General features: G+C 72.8%; 13 protein-coding genes. 9 read left to right on the top strand and 4 right to left on the bottom strand.

The genetic code is table 11. The annotated features are described in order from the left end of the window. Positions 1 to 289: 289 nt before the first annotated feature. Positions 290 to 1,462: a glycosyltransferase family 4 protein gene (locus tag AB0G84_RS33325; protein WP_361329398.1), complete on the top strand. Its 1,173-nt coding sequence runs from the start codon at positions 290 to 292 to the stop codon at positions 1,460 to 1,462. Between the two features lie 237 nt (positions 1,463 to 1,699). Here the strand turns inward: AB0G84_RS33325 and AB0G84_RS33320 are convergent, their stop codons facing one another. The 3 genes from AB0G84_RS33320 to AB0G84_RS33310 form a co-directional block, all read right to left on the bottom strand. Next, complete coding sequence (locus AB0G84_RS33320; RefSeq protein ID WP_361329395.1) at positions 1,700 to 3,331, bottom strand: PucR family transcriptional regulator ligand-binding domain-containing protein; 1,632 nt, start codon at positions 3,329 to 3,331, stop codon at positions 1,700 to 1,702. A 77-nt stretch (positions 3,332 to 3,408) separates the two neighbouring features. Then, positions 3,409 to 4,449, bottom strand: a complete 1,041-nt coding sequence (locus AB0G84_RS33315; RefSeq protein WP_361329392.1) for a LacI family DNA-binding transcriptional regulator — start codon at positions 4,447 to 4,449, stop codon at positions 3,409 to 3,411. Beyond that, positions 4,442 to 4,594, bottom strand: coding sequence for a hypothetical protein (locus AB0G84_RS33310; RefSeq protein ID WP_361329389.1), 153 nt, complete (start codon positions 4,592 to 4,594; stop codon positions 4,442 to 4,444). Before AB0G84_RS33310 ends, AB0G84_RS33315 begins: the two co-directional genes overlap by 8 nt. 475 nt (positions 4,595 to 5,069) lie before the next feature. Between AB0G84_RS33310 and AB0G84_RS33305 the strand changes: the two genes are divergently transcribed. Both AB0G84_RS33305 and AB0G84_RS33300 read left to right on the top strand, forming a co-directional pair. Then, entirely contained in the window at positions 5,070 to 6,206 is a 1,137-nt protein-coding gene (locus AB0G84_RS33305) for a glycoside hydrolase family 16 protein (protein ID WP_361329386.1), read from the top strand. Further along, entirely contained in the window at positions 6,203 to 7,408 is a 1,206-nt protein-coding gene (locus tag AB0G84_RS33300; RefSeq protein ID WP_361329383.1) for a beta-1,3-glucanase family protein, read from the top strand. The genes AB0G84_RS33305 and AB0G84_RS33300 overlap by 4 nt, the downstream gene beginning before the upstream one ends. A 121-nt stretch (positions 7,409 to 7,529) precedes the next feature. Here AB0G84_RS33300 and AB0G84_RS33295 read toward each other — a convergent pair whose 3' ends face one another. Continuing rightward, a complete protein-coding gene (locus tag AB0G84_RS33295; RefSeq protein ID WP_361329454.1) occupies positions 7,530 to 9,332 on the bottom strand; it encodes a glycoside hydrolase family 15 protein in 1,803 nt (600 codons plus the stop codon). Between the two features lie 510 nt (positions 9,333 to 9,842). Between AB0G84_RS33295 and AB0G84_RS33290 the strand changes: the two genes are divergently transcribed. The 6 genes from AB0G84_RS33290 to AB0G84_RS33265 all read left to right on the top strand — a co-directional run bounded on the left by AB0G84_RS33290 (position 9,843) and on the right by AB0G84_RS33265 (position 18,004). Next, positions 9,843 to 11,498 carry a CTP synthase gene (locus AB0G84_RS33290; RefSeq protein WP_361329380.1) on the top strand — a complete coding sequence of 552 codons (1,656 nt, stop codon included), beginning with the start codon at positions 9,843 to 9,845 and terminating at the stop codon, positions 11,496 to 11,498. A gap of 98 nt (positions 11,499 to 11,596) precedes the next feature. Continuing rightward, positions 11,597 to 12,223 carry an NUDIX hydrolase gene (locus tag AB0G84_RS33285; RefSeq protein WP_361329377.1) on the top strand — a complete coding sequence of 209 codons (627 nt, stop codon included), beginning with the start codon at positions 11,597 to 11,599 and terminating at the stop codon, positions 12,221 to 12,223. Between the two features lie 220 nt (positions 12,224 to 12,443). Then, entirely contained in the window at positions 12,444 to 14,579 is a 2,136-nt protein-coding gene (locus tag AB0G84_RS33280; RefSeq protein ID WP_361329374.1) for a tetratricopeptide repeat protein, read from the top strand. Between the two features lie 168 nt (positions 14,580 to 14,747). Further along, positions 14,748 to 15,863 carry an alanine dehydrogenase gene (gene ald, locus AB0G84_RS33275; RefSeq protein WP_361329371.1) on the top strand — a complete coding sequence of 372 codons (1,116 nt, stop codon included), beginning with the start codon at positions 14,748 to 14,750 and terminating at the stop codon, positions 15,861 to 15,863. A 483-nt stretch (positions 15,864 to 16,346) separates the two neighbouring features. Continuing rightward, complete coding sequence (locus AB0G84_RS33270) at positions 16,347 to 17,363, top strand: ParA family protein (protein WP_361329368.1); 1,017 nt, start codon at positions 16,347 to 16,349, stop codon at positions 17,361 to 17,363. Continuing rightward, complete coding sequence (locus AB0G84_RS33265) at positions 17,348 to 18,004, top strand: hypothetical protein (protein WP_361329365.1); 657 nt, start codon at positions 17,348 to 17,350, stop codon at positions 18,002 to 18,004. Before AB0G84_RS33270 ends, AB0G84_RS33265 begins: the two co-directional genes overlap by 16 nt. Positions 18,005 to 18,159 lie beyond the last annotated feature (155 nt).

The raw sequence follows: 18,159 nt of genomic DNA, 5'->3' as shown, positions 1-18,159 counted from the left end.
GGGCGCTTCACCCAGAGGAACCGGTGGCTCGCGCGGGCGGTTTGTCACCCATGTGAGTGATCCGGTATGTGCCGGGGTGAGACTTCCCACCGGAACGGCAGGCCGACGGTGCCGAATTGACGTCGCCGGGCTGGCATCCTGGGCGCGGTGCCCGGTTCCGGGCGCGCTCGCCGTGTGCCGCCCTGACGGGCGGGACGGCGGTCGCCCGGTGGTGGGCCGCCGCACACCGCAGCAGCGGGCCGACCTCCCGGTACGGCCCGCCCCGCCCCGACCCAGGAGCGCCGACCACGTGATCAGCACCCCGACCTCGACGCACGGGCTGTCGCCGCTGCGCACGGTCCAGGTGCTCGGGCACGGTAGCGCCGGCAGCGCGGCACACGTCCGCTCGCTGGCCGAAGGGCTGGTCGCGCGCGGTGTGCGGGTGACGGTCTGTGCCACGCCGGACATCGAGGAGGCCTACGACTTCACCGGCGTTGGTGCCCGGTTCGTCCATGTTCCGCCGCGGATGGACCCGGCGGGCGTGGCCTCGCTGCGCAGCGCCTGCTGGGACGCCGACCTGGTCCACGCCCATGGGCTGCGGGCCGGAATGCGGGCCTCGATGGCGCTGCGCGGACTGCGCGGTCCCCGGGGCGGACGGCGCGTCCCCCTGGTGATGACCTGGCACACCAAGACACACACCGAGGGCCCCCGGGCCGGGCTGGTGCACCTCATGGAGCGACGGGTGGCCCGGGCCGCCGCCGTCGTCCTGGGGGCCTGTTCCGATCTCGTGGACCGCGCACGTCAGCGGGGCGCCCGTGACGCACGGCTGGCACCGGTCGCCATTCCCCGCCCACGGTCCGGCGGCGCCCCGGCCGAGCCCCAGGAGGCCGACCGGACGCGCCACAAGGAGCGTGCCGAACTGGGCGCGGTGGACCGCCCATTGCTGCTCGCGGTCGGCCGCCTCGACCCGAGCCAGGGCCATGACCTGCTGCTGGACGCCGCGCACGCCTGGTGCGCGCTCGATCCCCAGCCGCTGGTCGTCATCGCGGGGGAGGGGGACCAACGGGCCGTGCTGCAGCGGCGGATCGACGCCGAGCAACTGCCGGTCCACCTGCTCGGCCGCCGTGACGACGTGCCCGAACTGCTCGCCGCCGCCGACCTGGTGGTGCTGCCCAGCAGGTGGGAGGCGCGTTCACTGATCGCCCAGGAGGCACTGCGGGCCGGGGTGCCGCTGGTCGCCACCGATGCCGGCGGCACCAGGGAACTGGTCGGCCCGGCCGCGGAACTGGTGCGTTACGGCGATGCCGCCGCCCTGGCCCGTGCCGTACTGGCGCTGCTCGCGGACCCCGCACGCCGGGAGGCGCTGGCCGGGGCGGGCCGGCTCCAGGCGGCCGGCTGGCCGACCGAGGACGACACCGTTGCCCAGGTCCTCAGCGTCTACGACGAACTGACGCAGCCGGCCGAGGCGGTCCAGCCGCGGTGACCTGACATGGCTGGCCGGGCGTGGCCTGACATGGCCGGACCGGACCTGGCTTGGCGTGACCGGACGTGGCCCGATCCGAGTCGAGCCGGCGTGGCCTCATTGTCCCGACCGGACTCCGGCCTCGGTGCCCGGTGCCACGCCTCTGCGGGGGGGCGACGCGGTGATCACCACGGGTGGCGGCTGCTGGTCGCGGGGTGCACGGGCCGGGTACGGCGCCGCCCTCCGTCGTAGCCCGCCCTACGACCGGTTCGTGTGACGCCTGGCGCGCAGGGCCAGTCGGAGGCCCAGGACCGTCTGCGGATCGTCCAGGTCCGTGCCCAGGAGCTGGGAGATGCGGGCCAGCCGGTCGTAGAGCGTCTGGCGGTTGACGTTCAGGTCGCGGGCGGTCTCCGCCTTGCGGCCCGCGCTGGCCAGATAGGCCTCCAGTGTGGGCAGCAGAGGCTGCCGGGCACTGCGGTCGTGCGCGAGCAGGGGGCCGATGGCGCGCTCCACGAAGTCGGTGAGGACGCCCTGTTCGCCCTGTTCGCGCATCCGCCACAGCAGCAGCTCGATGTCGAGCCGGCGGGCGTCGTACCAGGGTTGCTCCGGCAGGCCCTGTGCCGCCGCTGCCGCCTCCGCCGCATGCCGCAGCCCGGGCCCGGCCGCCGCCCAGTCACCGGCCGCACCGACGACGACCACCGGGCGGTGCGCCGTCGGCCGGTCCAGGCCCGCGCGCACCACGCCGGCGCGCAGCGCCTCGGCGATCCGGTCGGCGAGCGCCGCGCGGTCCTGCCCGGTGCGCAGCGCCACGAGCACCGGGACCCGGCCCTCCACCGGGCGCACGCCGAGCAGCACCGGCACGCCCGGCGCGGCGAGTTCCTCGCGCAGCGCCTGGGCGAGCAGGGCCCAGCTGCCGGGCGTGGGGAGACCGGCGGGCAGTCGCATCACCACCGGGAGGACGGGGTCCGAGCCGGGGCGGAAGCCGAGCAGCCGGGCCTGGGCCGGTGCCTCGGCCGCCGAGATCCGGCCCTCCGCCAGGTCCGCGAGGAAGTCGCCGCGCCCCCGGGCGGCGAGCACCTCCTCCTGGCGGGACTGGAGCATCACCACGGCGAGCAGATCGGCGGCGCGCTCCGCGGCGATCCGGTGTACCGGCGCCACCGGGGCGTTGACGGGCAGCAGGACCAGACGGGCGCGGACCGCGTCCGGGCCGTGGCCGCCGCCGGGCACATCGATGCGTACGCCGGTGTCCCGCAGGCCCTCCCAGGCCAGCAGCGGGTCGGCGTCCGCGGGACCGCCGTCGCCGCTCTCCGGGCCGGCCGCGTACAGCGGGCTGCCGTCGGGGGCCTCCAGACAGAGCGGGTTGCCGGTGAAGACGGCCAGCAGCCGCAGCACCTCGGGGGCGCCGCCGCCGCGCAGCAGCACGTCCGTACAGCGCCGCAGGATCTCGTCGGCCCGCCGCAGCTGTGCGTAGTGGCTGTTGATGATCTCGGTGTGGATCGCCTCGGTGACCGTGACGTACGGGACCTCGCGGTGCAGCTGGATCAGCGGCAGCCCGCAGTCCCGCGCGGCCTCGACCAGCGCAGCGGGCAGCGATTCGAAGCGCGAGCCCAGCTCCACGACGAGAGCGGCGATCTCGCGGTCCGCCAGCTTGCGGATGAAGGCGCGCTGCTCCGTGGGCCGGGTGCCCAGCCCCAGGCCGGTGGTCAGCAGCAGTTCACCGCCCTTGAGCAGGGAAGCGATATGCGGCACCTCGCCGGCGTGCACCCACCGCACCGCACGGTCCAGCCGGTCCCCACCGGCCAGCACCTCCGGCAGCCCGCGCCGCAGCGCGGGCAGCTCCAGTGCCCTGCGTACCGTGATCTCGGCTTCGATCTTTGCTTCCGGCCCCATGGCCAGGAACGGTACCGGTAGTCCGCCATGCGGAGCGGAACGGCCGCCCGTGACGCCGGCTCCTGTGGTGCCCCTGCTCACGTCGACTCCCGCACCACCAGCCGGGCCTCCGTGATCACCGGTGCCAGCTCCATCGGGATCGCCGTCGGCACCCCCAGCCGCCGCAGCAGCAACCGGGCCATCAACCGCCCCATCTCCTCCACGTCCTGGCGGACCGTGGTCAGCGGGGGGTCCGCCCAGGCGGCCGGCTCCAGATCGTCGTAGCCGACCACCGCCACCTCGTCGGGAACCCGGCGCCCGCGCGCCCGCAGCGTGCGCAGGGCACCGTTCGCCATCAGGTCGGAGCAGGCGAAGACGGCGTCCAGGTCCGGTGCGGCGTCCAGGAGCCGGGCCATCGCACGCTCGCCGCCGGCTGCCGTGAATCCCCCGTCGGCGATCAGCCGCGGGTCCGACTCCGCCCCGCCCAGCGCCTCGCGGTAGCCGTCGAGCCGGTCCATGGCGGAGGTCTGGTCGAGCGGGCCGGTGATCACCGCTATCCGGCGGCGGCCGCGGGCGTGGAGATGGCGTACGGCCTGGCGGGCGCCGTCGCGGTTGTCGGTGTCGACGTACAGGGTCCGCGCTGCGCGCTCGGTGTCTTCCCAATCAGGCCGGCCACCGTAGACGGTGGGGAGTCCGGCGCGGTCCGCCATCGCGGGCAGCGGGTCGTCACGGTGCAGCGAGAACATCAGCGCACCGTCGACATAGCCGGCCGCCAGATAGCGGCCGATGCGGTCGTAGTCGGCGCGGTGCTCGACGAGCAGCAGCAGCAGCTGGGTGTCCGCGGCGGCCAGTTCGCGGCTGATCCCGCGCAGCTGACGGCCGAAGAACGGGTCGGAGAAGACCCGGGTCTCCGGCTCCGCGATGACCACGGCGACCGCTCCGGTACGGCGGGTGACCAGGGTCCGGGCCGCGCTGTTCGGGACGTAGCCCAGCTCGCGCACCGCCTGCCGAACCCGTTCCCGGACCGCCTCCCGTACGCCCGTACCGCCGTTGACCACCCGGGACACCGTGGCGCGGGAGACCCCGGCGAGCGCCGCGACCGCCTCCAGCGTCGGCCGACCACCGTTCGGTTCAGACACCGTGCGACCCCTCCTCCTGCTCGCCGGACGACCGGCTCTCCCGGGCGCCGGACGACCAGCTCTCCTGCACGCTGAACGACCGGCTCTCCCGGACGCCGGACGACCAGCTCTCCCGCACACCGTGTGGCGCGCTCTCCCAGTCCACCGAGTGCCCCTTCCTCGCCTACCACTGACCGACGGTTCACTCCCACCGCCCGACGATTCGGGTGTCACCGCCAAGGTCCAGGTGCCACTTTCCGACGGCTCGGGCACCACCGTCCGACGCCCCCCACCATCGCCCGACCGGCGCTCCCCGGCCCCACCCCCGCCCTCAACTGCGTTTTCCCTACGCACACTTGACGGTGTGCCACGAAGTCGGCAGGGTGCACGGAGCGCGGAGTGAGAGCGCTCTCAGGAAGGCGTTCCCCCCCCCACGAAGCTCCCACGAAGCTCTCCCGAAGCCGCCCCCGAAGCCCTCCCAACCGTCCTCACCGGCCCAGCCGTTCGCACCGGCCCTCATCGGTTGATCACCGGCCCGCCCTCGCCCCGCCTCCGCCCCGCCTTCGCCCCCGCCGGTCCGCACTCTTCACCCCGCGCCACCGCACTCCTCACCACCCCCACAGCGCCGAGGAGAGAATGTCATGAACATGCGCGTGTATCGGTCCCGGATGCGGGCCGGATTCCGCAGCAGAGCGGTGCTCTTCGCCGCGAGCGCCGCACTCGTCACCGCCGGCACGGTCACCCTCCCCACCGCCTCCGCCCAGGAAGCCGGTCCCCCCGGTCCCCCCGGCCGCCCCGACCGGACCGCGGCCTTCGCGGAGGTGTGGCGCACGGACTTCGACGGTGCCGCGGGCGCACGGCCCTCCGACGACGACTGGATCATCGACACCGGTACCGGCTATCCGGGCGGCCCGCCGAACTGGGGCACCGGCGAGCGCCAGACCTACACCGACCGTCCCGAGAACCTCCAGCTGGACGGCGCGGGTCATCTGCGGATCACCGCCCGGAAGGACGGCACCACCTGGACCTCGGGCCGTATCGAGTCCCGGCGCGCCGACTTCGCCGCCCCGGCCGGCGGCAGGCTCCGCATCGAGGCGAGCGTCCGGATGCCCAAGGTCACCGGGGACGCCGCACTCGGCTACTGGCTGGCCTTCTGGACCCTGGGCGCCGACTTCCGCGGCAACTACCAGAACTGGCCGGGCATCGGCGAGTTCGACGTCATGGAGAACGTCAACGGGATCGACAAGGTGTGGGGCACCCTGCACTGCGGCGTCAGCCCCGGCGGTCCGTGCAACGAGACCCAGGGCAGAGGCACTTCCCGCCCGTGCCCGGGCAGCGCCTGCCAGGCGGGTTTCCACACCTACGCACTGGAGCTGGACCGCACCGACCCGGCCGCCGAAGCCCTGCACTGGTACGTCGACGGCCAGGAGTTCCACACCGTGAACGCCTCCGAGATGGACGCCGACAGCTGGGCGAGGGCCACCCACCACGGCCACTTCCTGCTGCTCAACCTCGCGATGGGCGGTGGATTCCCGGACGGTGTCGCCGGCTTCGCCACCCCCACCGATGCCACCCGCCCCGACGGCTCGCTCCTCGTCGACCAGGTCGCGGTCTCCGTACAGCAGCCCGCCGCCCCCGCCGGGGAACGACCGGCCCCCGCTGCGCGCCCCGGCCCGCCCGCCGCCTCCCGGCCGGGCCCGACCACCAGCGCCGCCGCCCATCCCACGCCGCCCGCCCCCGCCGCCCGCCCCACCGCACCGCAAGGAGCCACCGCATGATCACTCGCCGCAGCCTGCTCGGCGGGCTCGCCGCCGGCGCCGCCACCGCCTCCGGATTCGCCCTGGCCGGCCGGGCGAGCGGCACCCCCGCCACCGCGCCCGCCGGATCCGCACGGCCCGCCCGATCCGCAGGGCCCGCCCGCTCCGCCGGCATGCCGCTGCACATCATCAACAACTCCGGCGAGTACGCCAACGCCTCGGTGTGGATCTACCTCGTCGGCAATGACGGCACCCAGCAGGTACACGTCACCCAGGACGGAGAACTGAGGCCGGTCGCCCTGGCCGACAACGGCCCGGACGGTTTCACCGACTACGCCATCCCGCTGGCCGCGAGCGGCACCACGACCCTCCAGCTGCCCCGGATGTCGGGCCGGATCTACACCGCACTCGGCGACAAGCTGAAGTTCAAGGCGGTCCAGGACGGCAACGGCAAGGCCGCCCTGGCCTACCCCGCGGGCTGGGTCGCCGGCGACCCCAACTACGACGTCCTGCACGACTGCGCCGAGTTCACGTTCACCGCCGGCGGGATGTACTGCAACACCACCATGGTCGACATGTTCAGCGTCCCGCTGTCCCTCACGCTCTCCGGGGCCAAGGAGCAGACCACCGGCACCCTGAAGGACGGGGCCCGGGCCACGGTCTTCTCCGCCGTCAAGGCCGCCGAGGGCTTCGACCGCCTGGTCGTCGGCGACAAGCGGGTGATCGCCCCCGGCCACGGCCTGGACAGCGGGCTGTTCGCCCAGGACTACCTCGCCCCGGCCATCGACGAGGCCTGGTCCGCCTACACCGCCAAGGACCTCACCGTCACCACCGACGCCGGCACCTTCACCGGCCGGGTCAGCGGCGGCCGGCTCACCTTCACCGGCCCCCGATCGGTCTCCTTCGACAAGCCGACCACCCGCGACGTCCTCTTCTGCGACGGCGCCCTCGCCGCTCCCAACGACGGCACCACCGGACCGGTGGCCGCCGTCCTGGGCGCCGCCCTCAACCGCTCCACGCTGACCGCGCAGGACCACCAGCCCACCACCGACCCGGCCGCGTTCTACCAGCAGCGGCTCACCAACCACTACGCCAGGGAACTGCACGCCGCGACCAAGGACGGCAAGGCCTACGGCTTCGCCTTCGACGACGTCGCCGGCTTCGCCTCGTACATCGAGGACAGCGCGCCCAGGGAGATCACCCTCACCCTGACCCCGTTCTAAGTCCCTGGCTCCGACCCTGCGCCCGGAGACCCGGTGCGAGGAGGACGACGTGCAAGAAGGCCGCCCCCGGAGCGTGTGCAACCGGCGGCGGCCTCCTCGTACGTCGGCTCTCGTACGTCCGCTAGCCCCCGTACGCCCCGCTGGCCGTCAGCCGCAGTGCGGTGTCGATCAGCGGAACGTGACTGAACGCCTGCGGGAAGTTGCCCACTTGGCGCTTGAGCTTGGGGTCCCACTCCTCGGCCAGCAGGCCCAGGTCGTTGCGGAGCGAGAGCAGCTTCTCGAAGAGCTTGCGGGCCTCGTCCACCCGGCCGATCATCGCCAGGTCGTCGGCGAGCCAGAACGAGCACGCCAGGAACGCGCCCTCCTCGCCCTCCAGGCCGTCCACGCCCACGCCCTCATCGGCCGTGGGGTAGCGCAGCACGAACCCGTCCTCGGTGGACAGCTCCCGCTGGATCGCCTCGATGGTGCCGATCACCCGCTTGTCGTCCGGCGGCAGGAAGCCCACCTGCGGGATCAGCAGCAGCGACGCGTCCAGCTCCCGGGACCCGTAGGACTGGGTGAAGGTGTTGCGCTCCTTGTCGTAGCCCTTCTCGCAGACGTCGCGGTGGATCGTCTCGCGCAGGTCCCGCCAGCGCTCCAACGGGCCGTCCACATCGCCGGACTCGATCAGCTTGACGGTGCGGTCGACCGCGACCCAGGTCATCACCTTGGAGTGCACGAAGTGCCGGCGCGGGCCGCGCACCTCCCAGATGCCCTCGTCCGGCTCGTCCCAGTGCTTCTCCACCCACTGGATCAGCTTCAGCTGCAGCAGCGAGGCGTAGTCGTTGCGCGCCAGGCCCGTCATATGGGCCAGGTGCAGCGCCTCGGTGACCTCGCCGTAGACATCGAGCTGGAGCTGCCCGGCCGCGCCGTTGCCGACCCGTACCGGACGGGAGTTCTCGTACCCGGGAAGCCAGGTGAGGTCGTTCTCGCCCAACTCCCGCTCACCGGCGATGCCGTACATGATCTGCAGGTTGTCCGGATCGCCGGCCACCGCGCGCAGCAGCCACTCCCGCCAGGCCATGGCCTCCTCGCGGTAGCCGGTGCGCAGCAGCGAGGAGAGGGTGATCGCCGCGTCCCGCAGCCAGGTGAAGCGGTAGTCCCAGTTGCGCACCCCGCCGATGCACTCCGGCAGCGAGGTCGTCGGCGCCGCCACGATCCCGCCGGTCGGCGCGTACGTCAGCGCCTTCAGCGTGATCAGCGAGCGCACCACCGCGTCCCGGTAGGGGCCGTGGTACGTACAGTGCTCGACCCACTCGCGCCAGAACTCCTCGGTCGCCTCCAGCGACCCCTCCGGGTCGGCCACCGCCGGCGCCCGCTTGTGCGAGGGCTCCCAGCTGATGGTGAACGCGATCCGCTCGCCCGGGGAGACGGTGAAGTCGGAGTAGGTGGTCAGGTCCTTGCCGTAGGTCTCGGCCTCGGTGTCCAGCCACACCGAGTCCGGCCCGGCCACCGCCACCGTACGGTCGTCGACCTTGTGCACCCACGGCACGACCCAGCCGTACGCGAACCGCATCCGCAGCTCCGAGCGCATCGGCACGCGTCCGCTGACGCCCTCCACAATGCGGATCACCTGCGGCGCCCCGTCCCGCGGCGGCATGAAGTCGATCACCCGGACGGTACCGCGCGGGGTGTCCCACTCCGATTCCAGCACCAGCGAATCACCGCGGTAGCGCCTGCGGTCGGCCTGCTTCGGCCGTTCGCCGCCCAGCGGCCCGATCCGCCAGAAACCGTGTTCCTCCGTGCCCAGCAGCCCTGCGAAGACCGCCGGCGAGTCGAAGCGGGGCAGGCACAGCCAATCGACCGTCCCGTCCCTGCACACTAGAGCGGCGGTCTGCATATCGCCGATAAGTGCGTAGTCCTCGATGCGCCCGGCCACGTGCATCTCCCGTCGAACTGGAGTCACGCCCCCCATGGGACGTTGTGATCTGTCCGTCCTGCCCATGAAACGTCGCCGAGCAGCGGGACCGGAAATCGGGCTGGCGGCACCGCCCAGCGGTAGCTGGGGCACCGTCCAGCGGTGGCTGGGGGAGGGTGGTGCCTTCCCGGACGGCTCGTAGCGAGTGTCCGAGCAGGATACGACGCACGCGGGTGATCCGCGCGACCCTCGCGACGAGTGAGGTGCTCCGAACGGGTGGCCTCCATCACGTGACACTGTCAGGCCCTGCCGTCACCCACGGTCACCGGGGAGTCGTCGTACGAGGTTCCGGTGCGTGGCCGGGCGCGACCATGTCCCGGCGCTGATAGCCTGGTACCCCGTGGACCGGTGGGCCCAACCGATGTCGCAGCAGATATCACGGCACCCCCGAACCGCAGCGACGGCACCCCTGACACAACCGGGACGGCGCCGCTTCGCACCTCTCCACCTCGCGACCACGGGAGCCCCCTCTTGGCCATGCCGCCCAAATCCACGACGACCAAGCACCTCTTCGTCACCGGGGGCGTCGCCTCCTCGCTCGGCAAGGGGCTCACCGCCTCCAGCCTGGGTGCCCTCCTGAAGGCGCGGGGCCTGCGGGTCACGATGCAGAAGCTCGACCCGTACCTGAACGTCGACCCCGGCACGATGAACCCGTTCCAGCACGGTGAGGTCTTCGTCACCAACGACGGCGCCGAGACCGACCTGGACATCGGCCACTACGAGCGGTTCCTCGACGTCGACCTCGACGGCTCGGCGAACGTCACCACCGGCCAGGTCTACAACACCGTGATCGCCAAGGAGCGCCGCGGTGAGTACCTCGGCGACACCGTGCAGGTCATCCCGCACATCACCAACGAGATCAAGCACCGCATCCGGCGGATGGCGACCGAGGACGTCGACGTCGTGATCACCGAGGTCGGCGGCACCGTCGGCGACATCGAGTCGCTGCCGTTCCTGGAGACCGTCCGCCAGGTCCGCCACGAGGTCGGCCGGGACAACGTCTTCGTCGTGCACATCTCGCTGCTCCCCTACATCGGCCCGTCCGGCGAGCTGAAGACCAAGCCGACCCAGCACTCGGTCGCCGCGCTGCGCAACATCGGTATCCAGCCCGACGCGATCGTGCTGCGCGCCGACCGCGAGGTGCCCACCGCCATCAAGCGCAAGATCTCGCTGATGTGCGACGTCGACGAGGCCGCCGTGGTCGCCGCCATCGACGCCCCGTCGATCTACGACATCCCCAAGGTGCTGCACGCCGAGGGCCTGGACGCCTACGTCGTCCGCAAGCTGGACCTGCCCTTCCGCGACGTCGACTGGACCCAGTGGGCGGACCTGCTGGAGCGCGTCCACAACCCCGACCACGAGGTCAAGATCGCGCTGGTCGGCAAGTACATCGACCTGCCCGACGCCTACCTGTCGGTCACCGAGGCGCTGCGCGCCGGCGGCTTCGCGAACAAGACCCGGGTCAAGCTCAAGTGGGTCACCTCCGACGACTGCAAGACCCCGGCCGGCGCCGCGGCCCAGCTCTCCGACTGCGACGCGGTCTGCATCCCCGGCGGCTTCGGCGACCGCGGTGTGGACGGCAAGGTCGGCGCGATCACCTACGCCCGGGAGAACAAGCTCCCGCTGCTGGGCCTGTGCCTGGGCCTGCAGTGCGTGGTCATCGAGGCGGCCCGCAACCTCGCCGGCATCGAGGGCGCCAACTCCACCGAGTTCGACCCGGCGACCGCCCACCCGGTGATCTCCACGATGGCCGAGCAGCTGGACATCGTCGCCGGTGAGGGCGACATGGGCGGCACGATGCGGCTGGGCATGTACCCGGCCAAGCTCGCCGAGGGCTCCATCGTCCGCGAGGTCTACGGCGACGCCCCGTACGTCGAGGAGCGCCACCGCCACCGCTACGAGGTCAACAACTCCTACCGCGGTGAGCTGGAGAAGAAGGCCGGCCTGCAGTTCTCCGGCACCTCGCCGGACAACAAGCTCGTCGAGTACGTCGAGTACCCGCGCGAGATCCACCCCTACCTGGTCGCCACCCAGGCGCACCCGGAGCTGCGCTCCCGCCCGACCCGCCCGCACCCGCTGTTCGCGGGGCTGGTGAAGGCCGCGGTCGCGCGCAAGACGGGTACCGCGAAGTAGGCGGCGGACCGGCGGATACGGTTGCCGGGGTACGGCCGGGAGTGACCGGCCGTACCCCGGTTCCACGTGGGTCAACGCTCATCACAGGAGGACGCGCCATGGCGATCAAGGACATCCCGGAGGAGTGGACGGTCACCGCGACCACGACGCCGTTCACCGGGAACAAGACCAGCGTGCGCACCGATGAGGTGGTCATGCCGGACGGTTCGTCGGTCACCCGTGACTACCAGGTCCACCCCGGTTCGGTCGCCGTCCTCGCGCTCGACGACGAGGGCCGGGTGCTGGTGCTGCGCCAGTACCGCCACCCCGTCCGCCAGCGGCTGTGGGAGATCCCGGCCGGCCTGCTGGACGTCCCCGGGGAGAACCCGCTGCACGCCGCACAGCGCGAGCTCTACGAGGAGGCGCACGTCAAGGCCGAGGACTGGCGGGTGCTGACCGACGTCTACACCACGCCCGGCGGCTGCGACGAGGCGGTACGGATCTTCCTCGCCCGTGGGCTGTCCGCGGCCGAGGGCGAGCGGTTCGAGGTCTCCGAGGAGGAGGCCGACATGGAGCTGGCGCGGGTGCCGCAGGACGAGCTGGTGCGCGGCGTCCTCGCCGGTGAGCTGCACAACAACTGCCTGGTGGTGGGGGTGCTGGCGCTCACCGCGGCGCAGGGCGCCGGGAGCCTGGACGCGCTCCGGCCGGCCGATGCGCCCTGGCCGGCCCGCCCCTTCCAAGCCTGACGCCCCGGCCCCGCCCGCTCCGCACCTTCCCGGCACGGCGTACCGGTCCGCCCCGCCGTGCCCCGTCCAGGGCGCCGGTCGCATGATCCGCCGATCCGATCGAGTGGCCCAACCGCCGCGCTCCGTACGGAACGTGACAGGCTGTGAACTACGCTCGACAGCGGTGTCCCGTGCGCGCGTGCGCCGGGAGCGTACGCGCGGGCGGACGGGAGCGTGACCGGTGACGGAGCAGGCGGTGGGCGGGGGACACCTCCCGCCCCGGACGGTGGAGGTGCCCGCCGTGGCGGCACCGGGCCGGCGGGCACCGGAGTCCCGCCGCGCGGACGGCGCCGCCGCCCGCCCTGCCGGCCCCCCGCCGCCCGCCACCGGGTTCGCCGGCCGGCGCCGCGAGCTCAAGGAGCTGCACGCCGATATCGCCCGGGCCGGTCTGGACACCCTCTCCGGCCGCAAGGGCGCCCGCAGCCGGGTGCTGCTGATCGCCGGCCGGCCCGGGTCCGGCCGTACCGCGCTGGCCGAGGAGCTGCTGCGGGGGCTGGCCGACCGCTACCCGGACGGGGTGCTGCGGGCCAGGCTGACCGGGCCGGACGGTGCGGTCACCGACACCGGCCGCATCGCGCGGGACCTGCTGGCCGCGCTCGGGGCGCGGGTCTCCCCGGGCTCGGTCGAGGACGAGCTGACCGAACAGCTGCGCCGCGCGCTCGCCCGCCGCCGCGTCCTGCTCTTCTTGGACGACGCCCCGGGGGCCGACGAGGTCGCACCGCTGCTCCCGGACGCCCCCGACTGCCTGGTCGTGGTGGTCTCCCGGGGGCCGCTGACCGGCATCCCGGACGTCCGGCCGTGCGCGCTGGGCGGCCTCGACGGCCCGGCCGGTGTCGAGATCCTCAGCCGCTACGCCGGTCCGACCAGGATCACCGTCGATCCGCGGACCGCCGACAGCGTCGCCGAGGAGTGCGGCGGCCAGCCCGCCGCACTGATCCTGGCCGGTGCCTGGCTGGCCGCCCGCCCCACCTCCTCCGTCGCCGACCTGCTCCGGGCGCTGCAAGCCGTCCCGGTGCCCCCGGACCTGGCCGGCGGCGCCCGTCCGCTGTTCCGCGCCTTCCACCTGGCCCACCAGGCACTCTCGCCCGCCGCCGCCCGGATACTGCGGCTGACCGCCCTGGCACCGGCCGGTCTGGTGGACGCCCAGATCGCCTCGGCGCTGGCCGGGTGCTCGGTGGCCACGGCCGCCACTGCCCTGGGGGACTTCGCGGCGCTGGGCCTGCTGCGGCCGGCGCCCGCCGGTGACGGCCCGCCCCCGGGCGTCCGGATGCCCGATGGCGCCCTGTACCCCGCCTACACCCTCCCCGGCTGCCTCGATCCGCAGGTACGCGCCCTGCTCGGGGAACACGAACGGCCGGCCGAGATCCGGCTGGCCCGGGCCCGGATGCTGGAGCGGACGGTGCGGCTGCTGCAGTCCTGCCGGGCCATGGGTGAGCCGGCCGATGCGCCCGCCCGCCAGAAGGCCGCCGCGCTGCCCCGCCCGATGCGCTTCGCCTCCGGCGACGCCGCGGCGTACTGGCTGCGCAGCCGCCGCGGTGCGCTGCTGGACGCCGCCGCCGTCGCCGTCGCGGACGGTGAACTCGACACCCTGGACCGGCGGTTGATGGCCGTGCTGACCCGCTCGCTGCTGGTGCACCTGGGGGACGAGGCCGCCGCTCCGGACCTCTACGCGCTGCACGGGCTGGTGCTCCGGGTCGCCGAGCGGCGCGGCCTGCCGAGGGAGCGGGCCGCGGCCCTGCTGAACCTCGCCGACCTCGACACCCGGGCAGGACGCACCGCCCAGGCGGCCACGCGCTACCGGGGAGCGCTGGAGGCGGCCCGTTCGGTGAAGGACCCGGTGGCCACCGGCCGGGCGCTGGAGTCGCTGGGCGACACCTACACCGAGCTGGGCGACGGGCAGCGGGCCGCCGACTGGTACGGGCGGGCGCTGGAGCTGCGGCTGGCCCGTGGGGAGACCCCGGACGCGGCGCGGCTGTACGGCCGGATCGGCGGCGCGCACAGCTCCGTGGGCCGGTGGGAGGAGGCGCTCAGGCACTGGCGGGCCGCGGCCAGGACGTACCGCCGGCTCGGCGACGGGGCAGGTCAGGCGCGGGCGACCGGTGAAGTGGCCCGGGTGCACGAGGGCGCGGGGCGGCCCGAGCGGGCCCTGCGGATCTGCCAGGAGGCCCTCGACCTGGCCCGGAAGGCGGCGGACGGACACCTGGAGGCGGTGCTGCAACTGCGGATTGCGGACACCCTCGACCGGCTCGGCGACCCCGCGGCGGCAGGCCTCCACCGTTCCGTGGGGGAGCACCTCCTCGGAGATCATCCGGACTGACCTACGAAATCGGTGGTGCTTCTCGCAGAAATTAATGCTTTGCAAGGCTAGACAAGAACGGCTCCTTCAATAGACTGGCTGAACCGCGTACGGCGCGGCCAGTTCCGTCATGCATCGCATGAGGGGATAATTCCTCCTGCACCCTCTCTTTCAAGGACCGTGATCGACGTGAAGGTCGGTATCCCCCGCGAGGTCAAGAACAACGAGTTCCGCGTGGCCATCACGCCCGCCGGAGTCAACGAACTCGTCCGCCACGGCCACCAGGTCTTCCTCGAGAAGGACGCCGGCCTCGGCTCGTCCATCACCAACGAGGAGTACGTGTCCGCCGGTGCCACCATCCTGGACACCGCGGACGAGGTCTGGAGCACCGCTGACCTGCTGCTGAAGGTCAAGGAGCCGATCGCGGAGGAGTACCACCGCCTCCGCAAGGACCAGACGCTCTTCACCTACCTGCACCTCGCCGCCTCCAAGGAGTGCACGGACGCGCTGCTGGAGTCCGGCACCACCGCCATCGCCTACGAGACCGTCGAGACGGCCGGCCGTCAGCTGCCGCTGCTCGCCCCGATGTCCGAGGTCGCGGGCCGGATCGCCCCGCAGGTCGGCGCCTACCACCTGATGCGCCAGGCCGGCGGCCGCGGTGTGCTGCCCGGTGGCGTCCCCGGTGTGCACGCGGGCAAGGCCGTCGTCATCGGCGGTGGCGTCTCCGGCTGGAACGCCGTGCAGATCGCCGTGGGCCTGGGCTTCCACGTCACCCTGCTCGACAAGGACATCAACAAGCTCCGCGAGGCCGACAAGATCTTCGGCACCAAGGTGCAGACGATCGTCTCCAACGCCTTCGAGCTGGAGAAGGCCGTCATCGAGGCCGACCTCGTCGTCGGTGCGGTCCTGATCCCCGGTGCCAAGGCCCCCAAGCTGGTCACCAACGAGCTCGTCGCCAAGATGAAGCCCGGAAGTGTCCTTGTCGACATCGCGATCGACCAGGGCGGCTGCTTCGAGGACTCCCGTCCGACCACCCACGCCGAGCCGACCTTCCAGGTCCACAACTCGGTCTTCTACTGCGTCGCCAACATGCCCGGCGCGGTGCCGAACACCTCCACCCACGCGCTCACCAACGCCACGCTGCCCTACATCGTGGAGCTGGCGAACCGCGGCTGGGTCGAGGCGCTGCGCCGTGACCCGGCGCTGGCCAAGGGTCTGAACACGCACGACGGCAAGGTCGTCTACGGCCCGGTCGCCGAGGCCCACGGCCTGGAGACCATCGAACTGCGCACCCTCCTCGGCTGAGGCGTCAACGACGCGCGTCAACGCTGCACATCCGGCCGGGCCTTGGTAACAGGGCCCGGCCGGTCGCATGTGCGACCTCCGGAAGGAGGGGTTCCGGATCGCCGGACCCCAACTCGCCGTGAACGTAACCCTTTAACCGGTTCGTGTACCCCCGAAACATCGGTCCGATACCGCTTGCGCTCTTGACATCGAGGGGTCCGGTTACCGACACATCGTGCCGGGTCCGGTGGATTGTGTTGCTGCGGACGCCCGACACGCCATAGAGTCGCCAACCGTCGGCATGGTGCCACGCTGACCTATCGATAAAGTTTCCTGGTCACATCCAAGGAGGTAAGACGACTTGTGAATGAGTCGACATTTACTCCCGGAGGTGGTCAACCAGGAGCGGTTGCAGGGGTCCAGGGTCCCCCGGGGCTGAAGGCTGTCGGCTCCGTCGCGGTCCGCACCTTCGCAGCCAGCATTTCCACGACAGCCCACCAGAGCATGGACGGCCATCACGTGAACGCCATGGCCGGCGACCGGGGCAGTGGAGAACCCGCCCGTCTCGCCGACTACGACGACCTGCCCGAGGGGCACTTCTACGATCCGGACGCGGAGTACGAGCCGGACCCCGAATACGCCGCGACGCTCGCGCCGGACGCCGCGCGCCAGCGCCGCGAACGCGTCGGCCCGACCGGACGCCCGCTCCCTTATTTCCCCATCCCGGGACCGCTGTCGGACCACGGCCCGGCAAAGATCATCGCGATGTGCAACCAGAAGGGCGGGGTCGGCAAGACCACCTCGACCATCAACCTGGGCGCGGCACTCGCCGAGTACGGACGACGGGTGCTGCTCGTCGACTTCGACCCGCAGGGCGCCCTGTCGGTCGGACTCGGCGTCAACCCGATGGAACTCGATCTGACGGTCTACAACCTGCTCATGGAGCGGGGGATGTCGGCCGACGAGGTGCTGCTGAAGACCGCGGTCCCCAACATGGACCTGCTGCCCAGCAACATCGACCTGTCCGCCGCCGAGGTGCAGCTGGTCAGCGAGGTCGCCCGGGAGTCGACGCTGCAGCGCGCCCTGAAGCCGCTGCTGGCCGACTACGACTACATCGTCATCGACTGCCAGCCCTCCCTGGGCCTGCTGACCGTCAACGCCCTGACGGCCGCTCACAAGGTCATCGTGCCGCTGGAGTGCGAGTTCTTCGCGCTGCGCGGTGTCGCGCTGCTCACCGAGACCATCGAGAAGGTCCAGGAGCGGCTCAACCCCGAGCTGCAGCTCGACGGCATCCTCGCGACGATGTACGACTCCCGCACCGTGCACAGCCGTGAGGTGCTGGCGCGGGTCGTCGAGGCCTTCGACGACCACGTCTACCACACGGTCATCGGCCGGACGGTCCGCTTCCCCGAGACCACCGTCGCGGGCGAGCCGATCACCACGTACGCCTCCAACTCCGTCGGTGCCGCCGCCTATCGCCAGCTCGCCAGGGAGGTGCTCGCCCGGTGTCACGCCGAGTGAGTCTGCCGGGAGCGGACGAACTCTTCCGCACCACCGGGGGGGTGGGGCTGCAGCCCTCCAGCCCCCGCCGTTCGGCGAACGGTGCGGCGGGCGGCGAGACGCCCCGCGTGCCCCCGCCGGCCGGCGAGTCCGATCCGGCCGCCGAGGCGCCGGAGGCCGCCGCCGCGGTCCGGCAGCGGCGGCCCGGGAACGACACCCCGGACGCCGCGGCGACCGCGGGTGACGGCGGGCCGGCCACCCCGCCCCGGGTGCCTCCGGTCGGGGCCCCCGCCGAGCACAACGGCCGTGAGACGGACGGCAGTCCGGCCAAGGGCCACCGCGCACAGGCAGGCCAGTCCGGACCGTCCGCTCCCGACGCCGCGGCAGCCGCGCAGGCGGGTGGCCAGGGCCGTCGGCGCGGCGGCACCCGCGGCGCCAACCGCCGCCCCAGCGGCCGGGAGCGCCACGACGAGAAGATCACCGTCTATGTCTCCGCCGAGGAGCTCATGGACCTGGAACACGCCCGGCTGGTCCTGCGCGGGGAGCACGGCCTCGCCGTCGACCGCGGCCGGATCGTCCGCGAGGCGGTCGCCGTCGTCCTCGCCGACCTGGAGTCGCGGGGCGACGCCAGCATCCTGGTACGGCGGCTGCGCGGGCGTTAGGCCCCGCCGTCACACTCCCGTCCGCTCCGGGGCGGGGCCTGCCGCGCGGCCTGGAGCGTGTCCCGGGCGGGGAGGGGATAACCTGCCTCTCCGGCGGGTCTTCCCGCCCGTGACCAGCCCGTCGCCCCCGGCGCGGGACCGCAGCACCAGGACCA

It is taken from the genome of Streptomyces sp. NPDC020742 (genome assembly GCF_040641675.1).
Classification (GTDB): Bacteria; Actinomycetota; Actinomycetes; order Streptomycetales; family Streptomycetaceae; genus Streptomyces.
The sequence above is the reverse complement of the archived record's forward strand: the minus strand, read 5'-3'. Positions and strand labels throughout refer to the sequence as shown.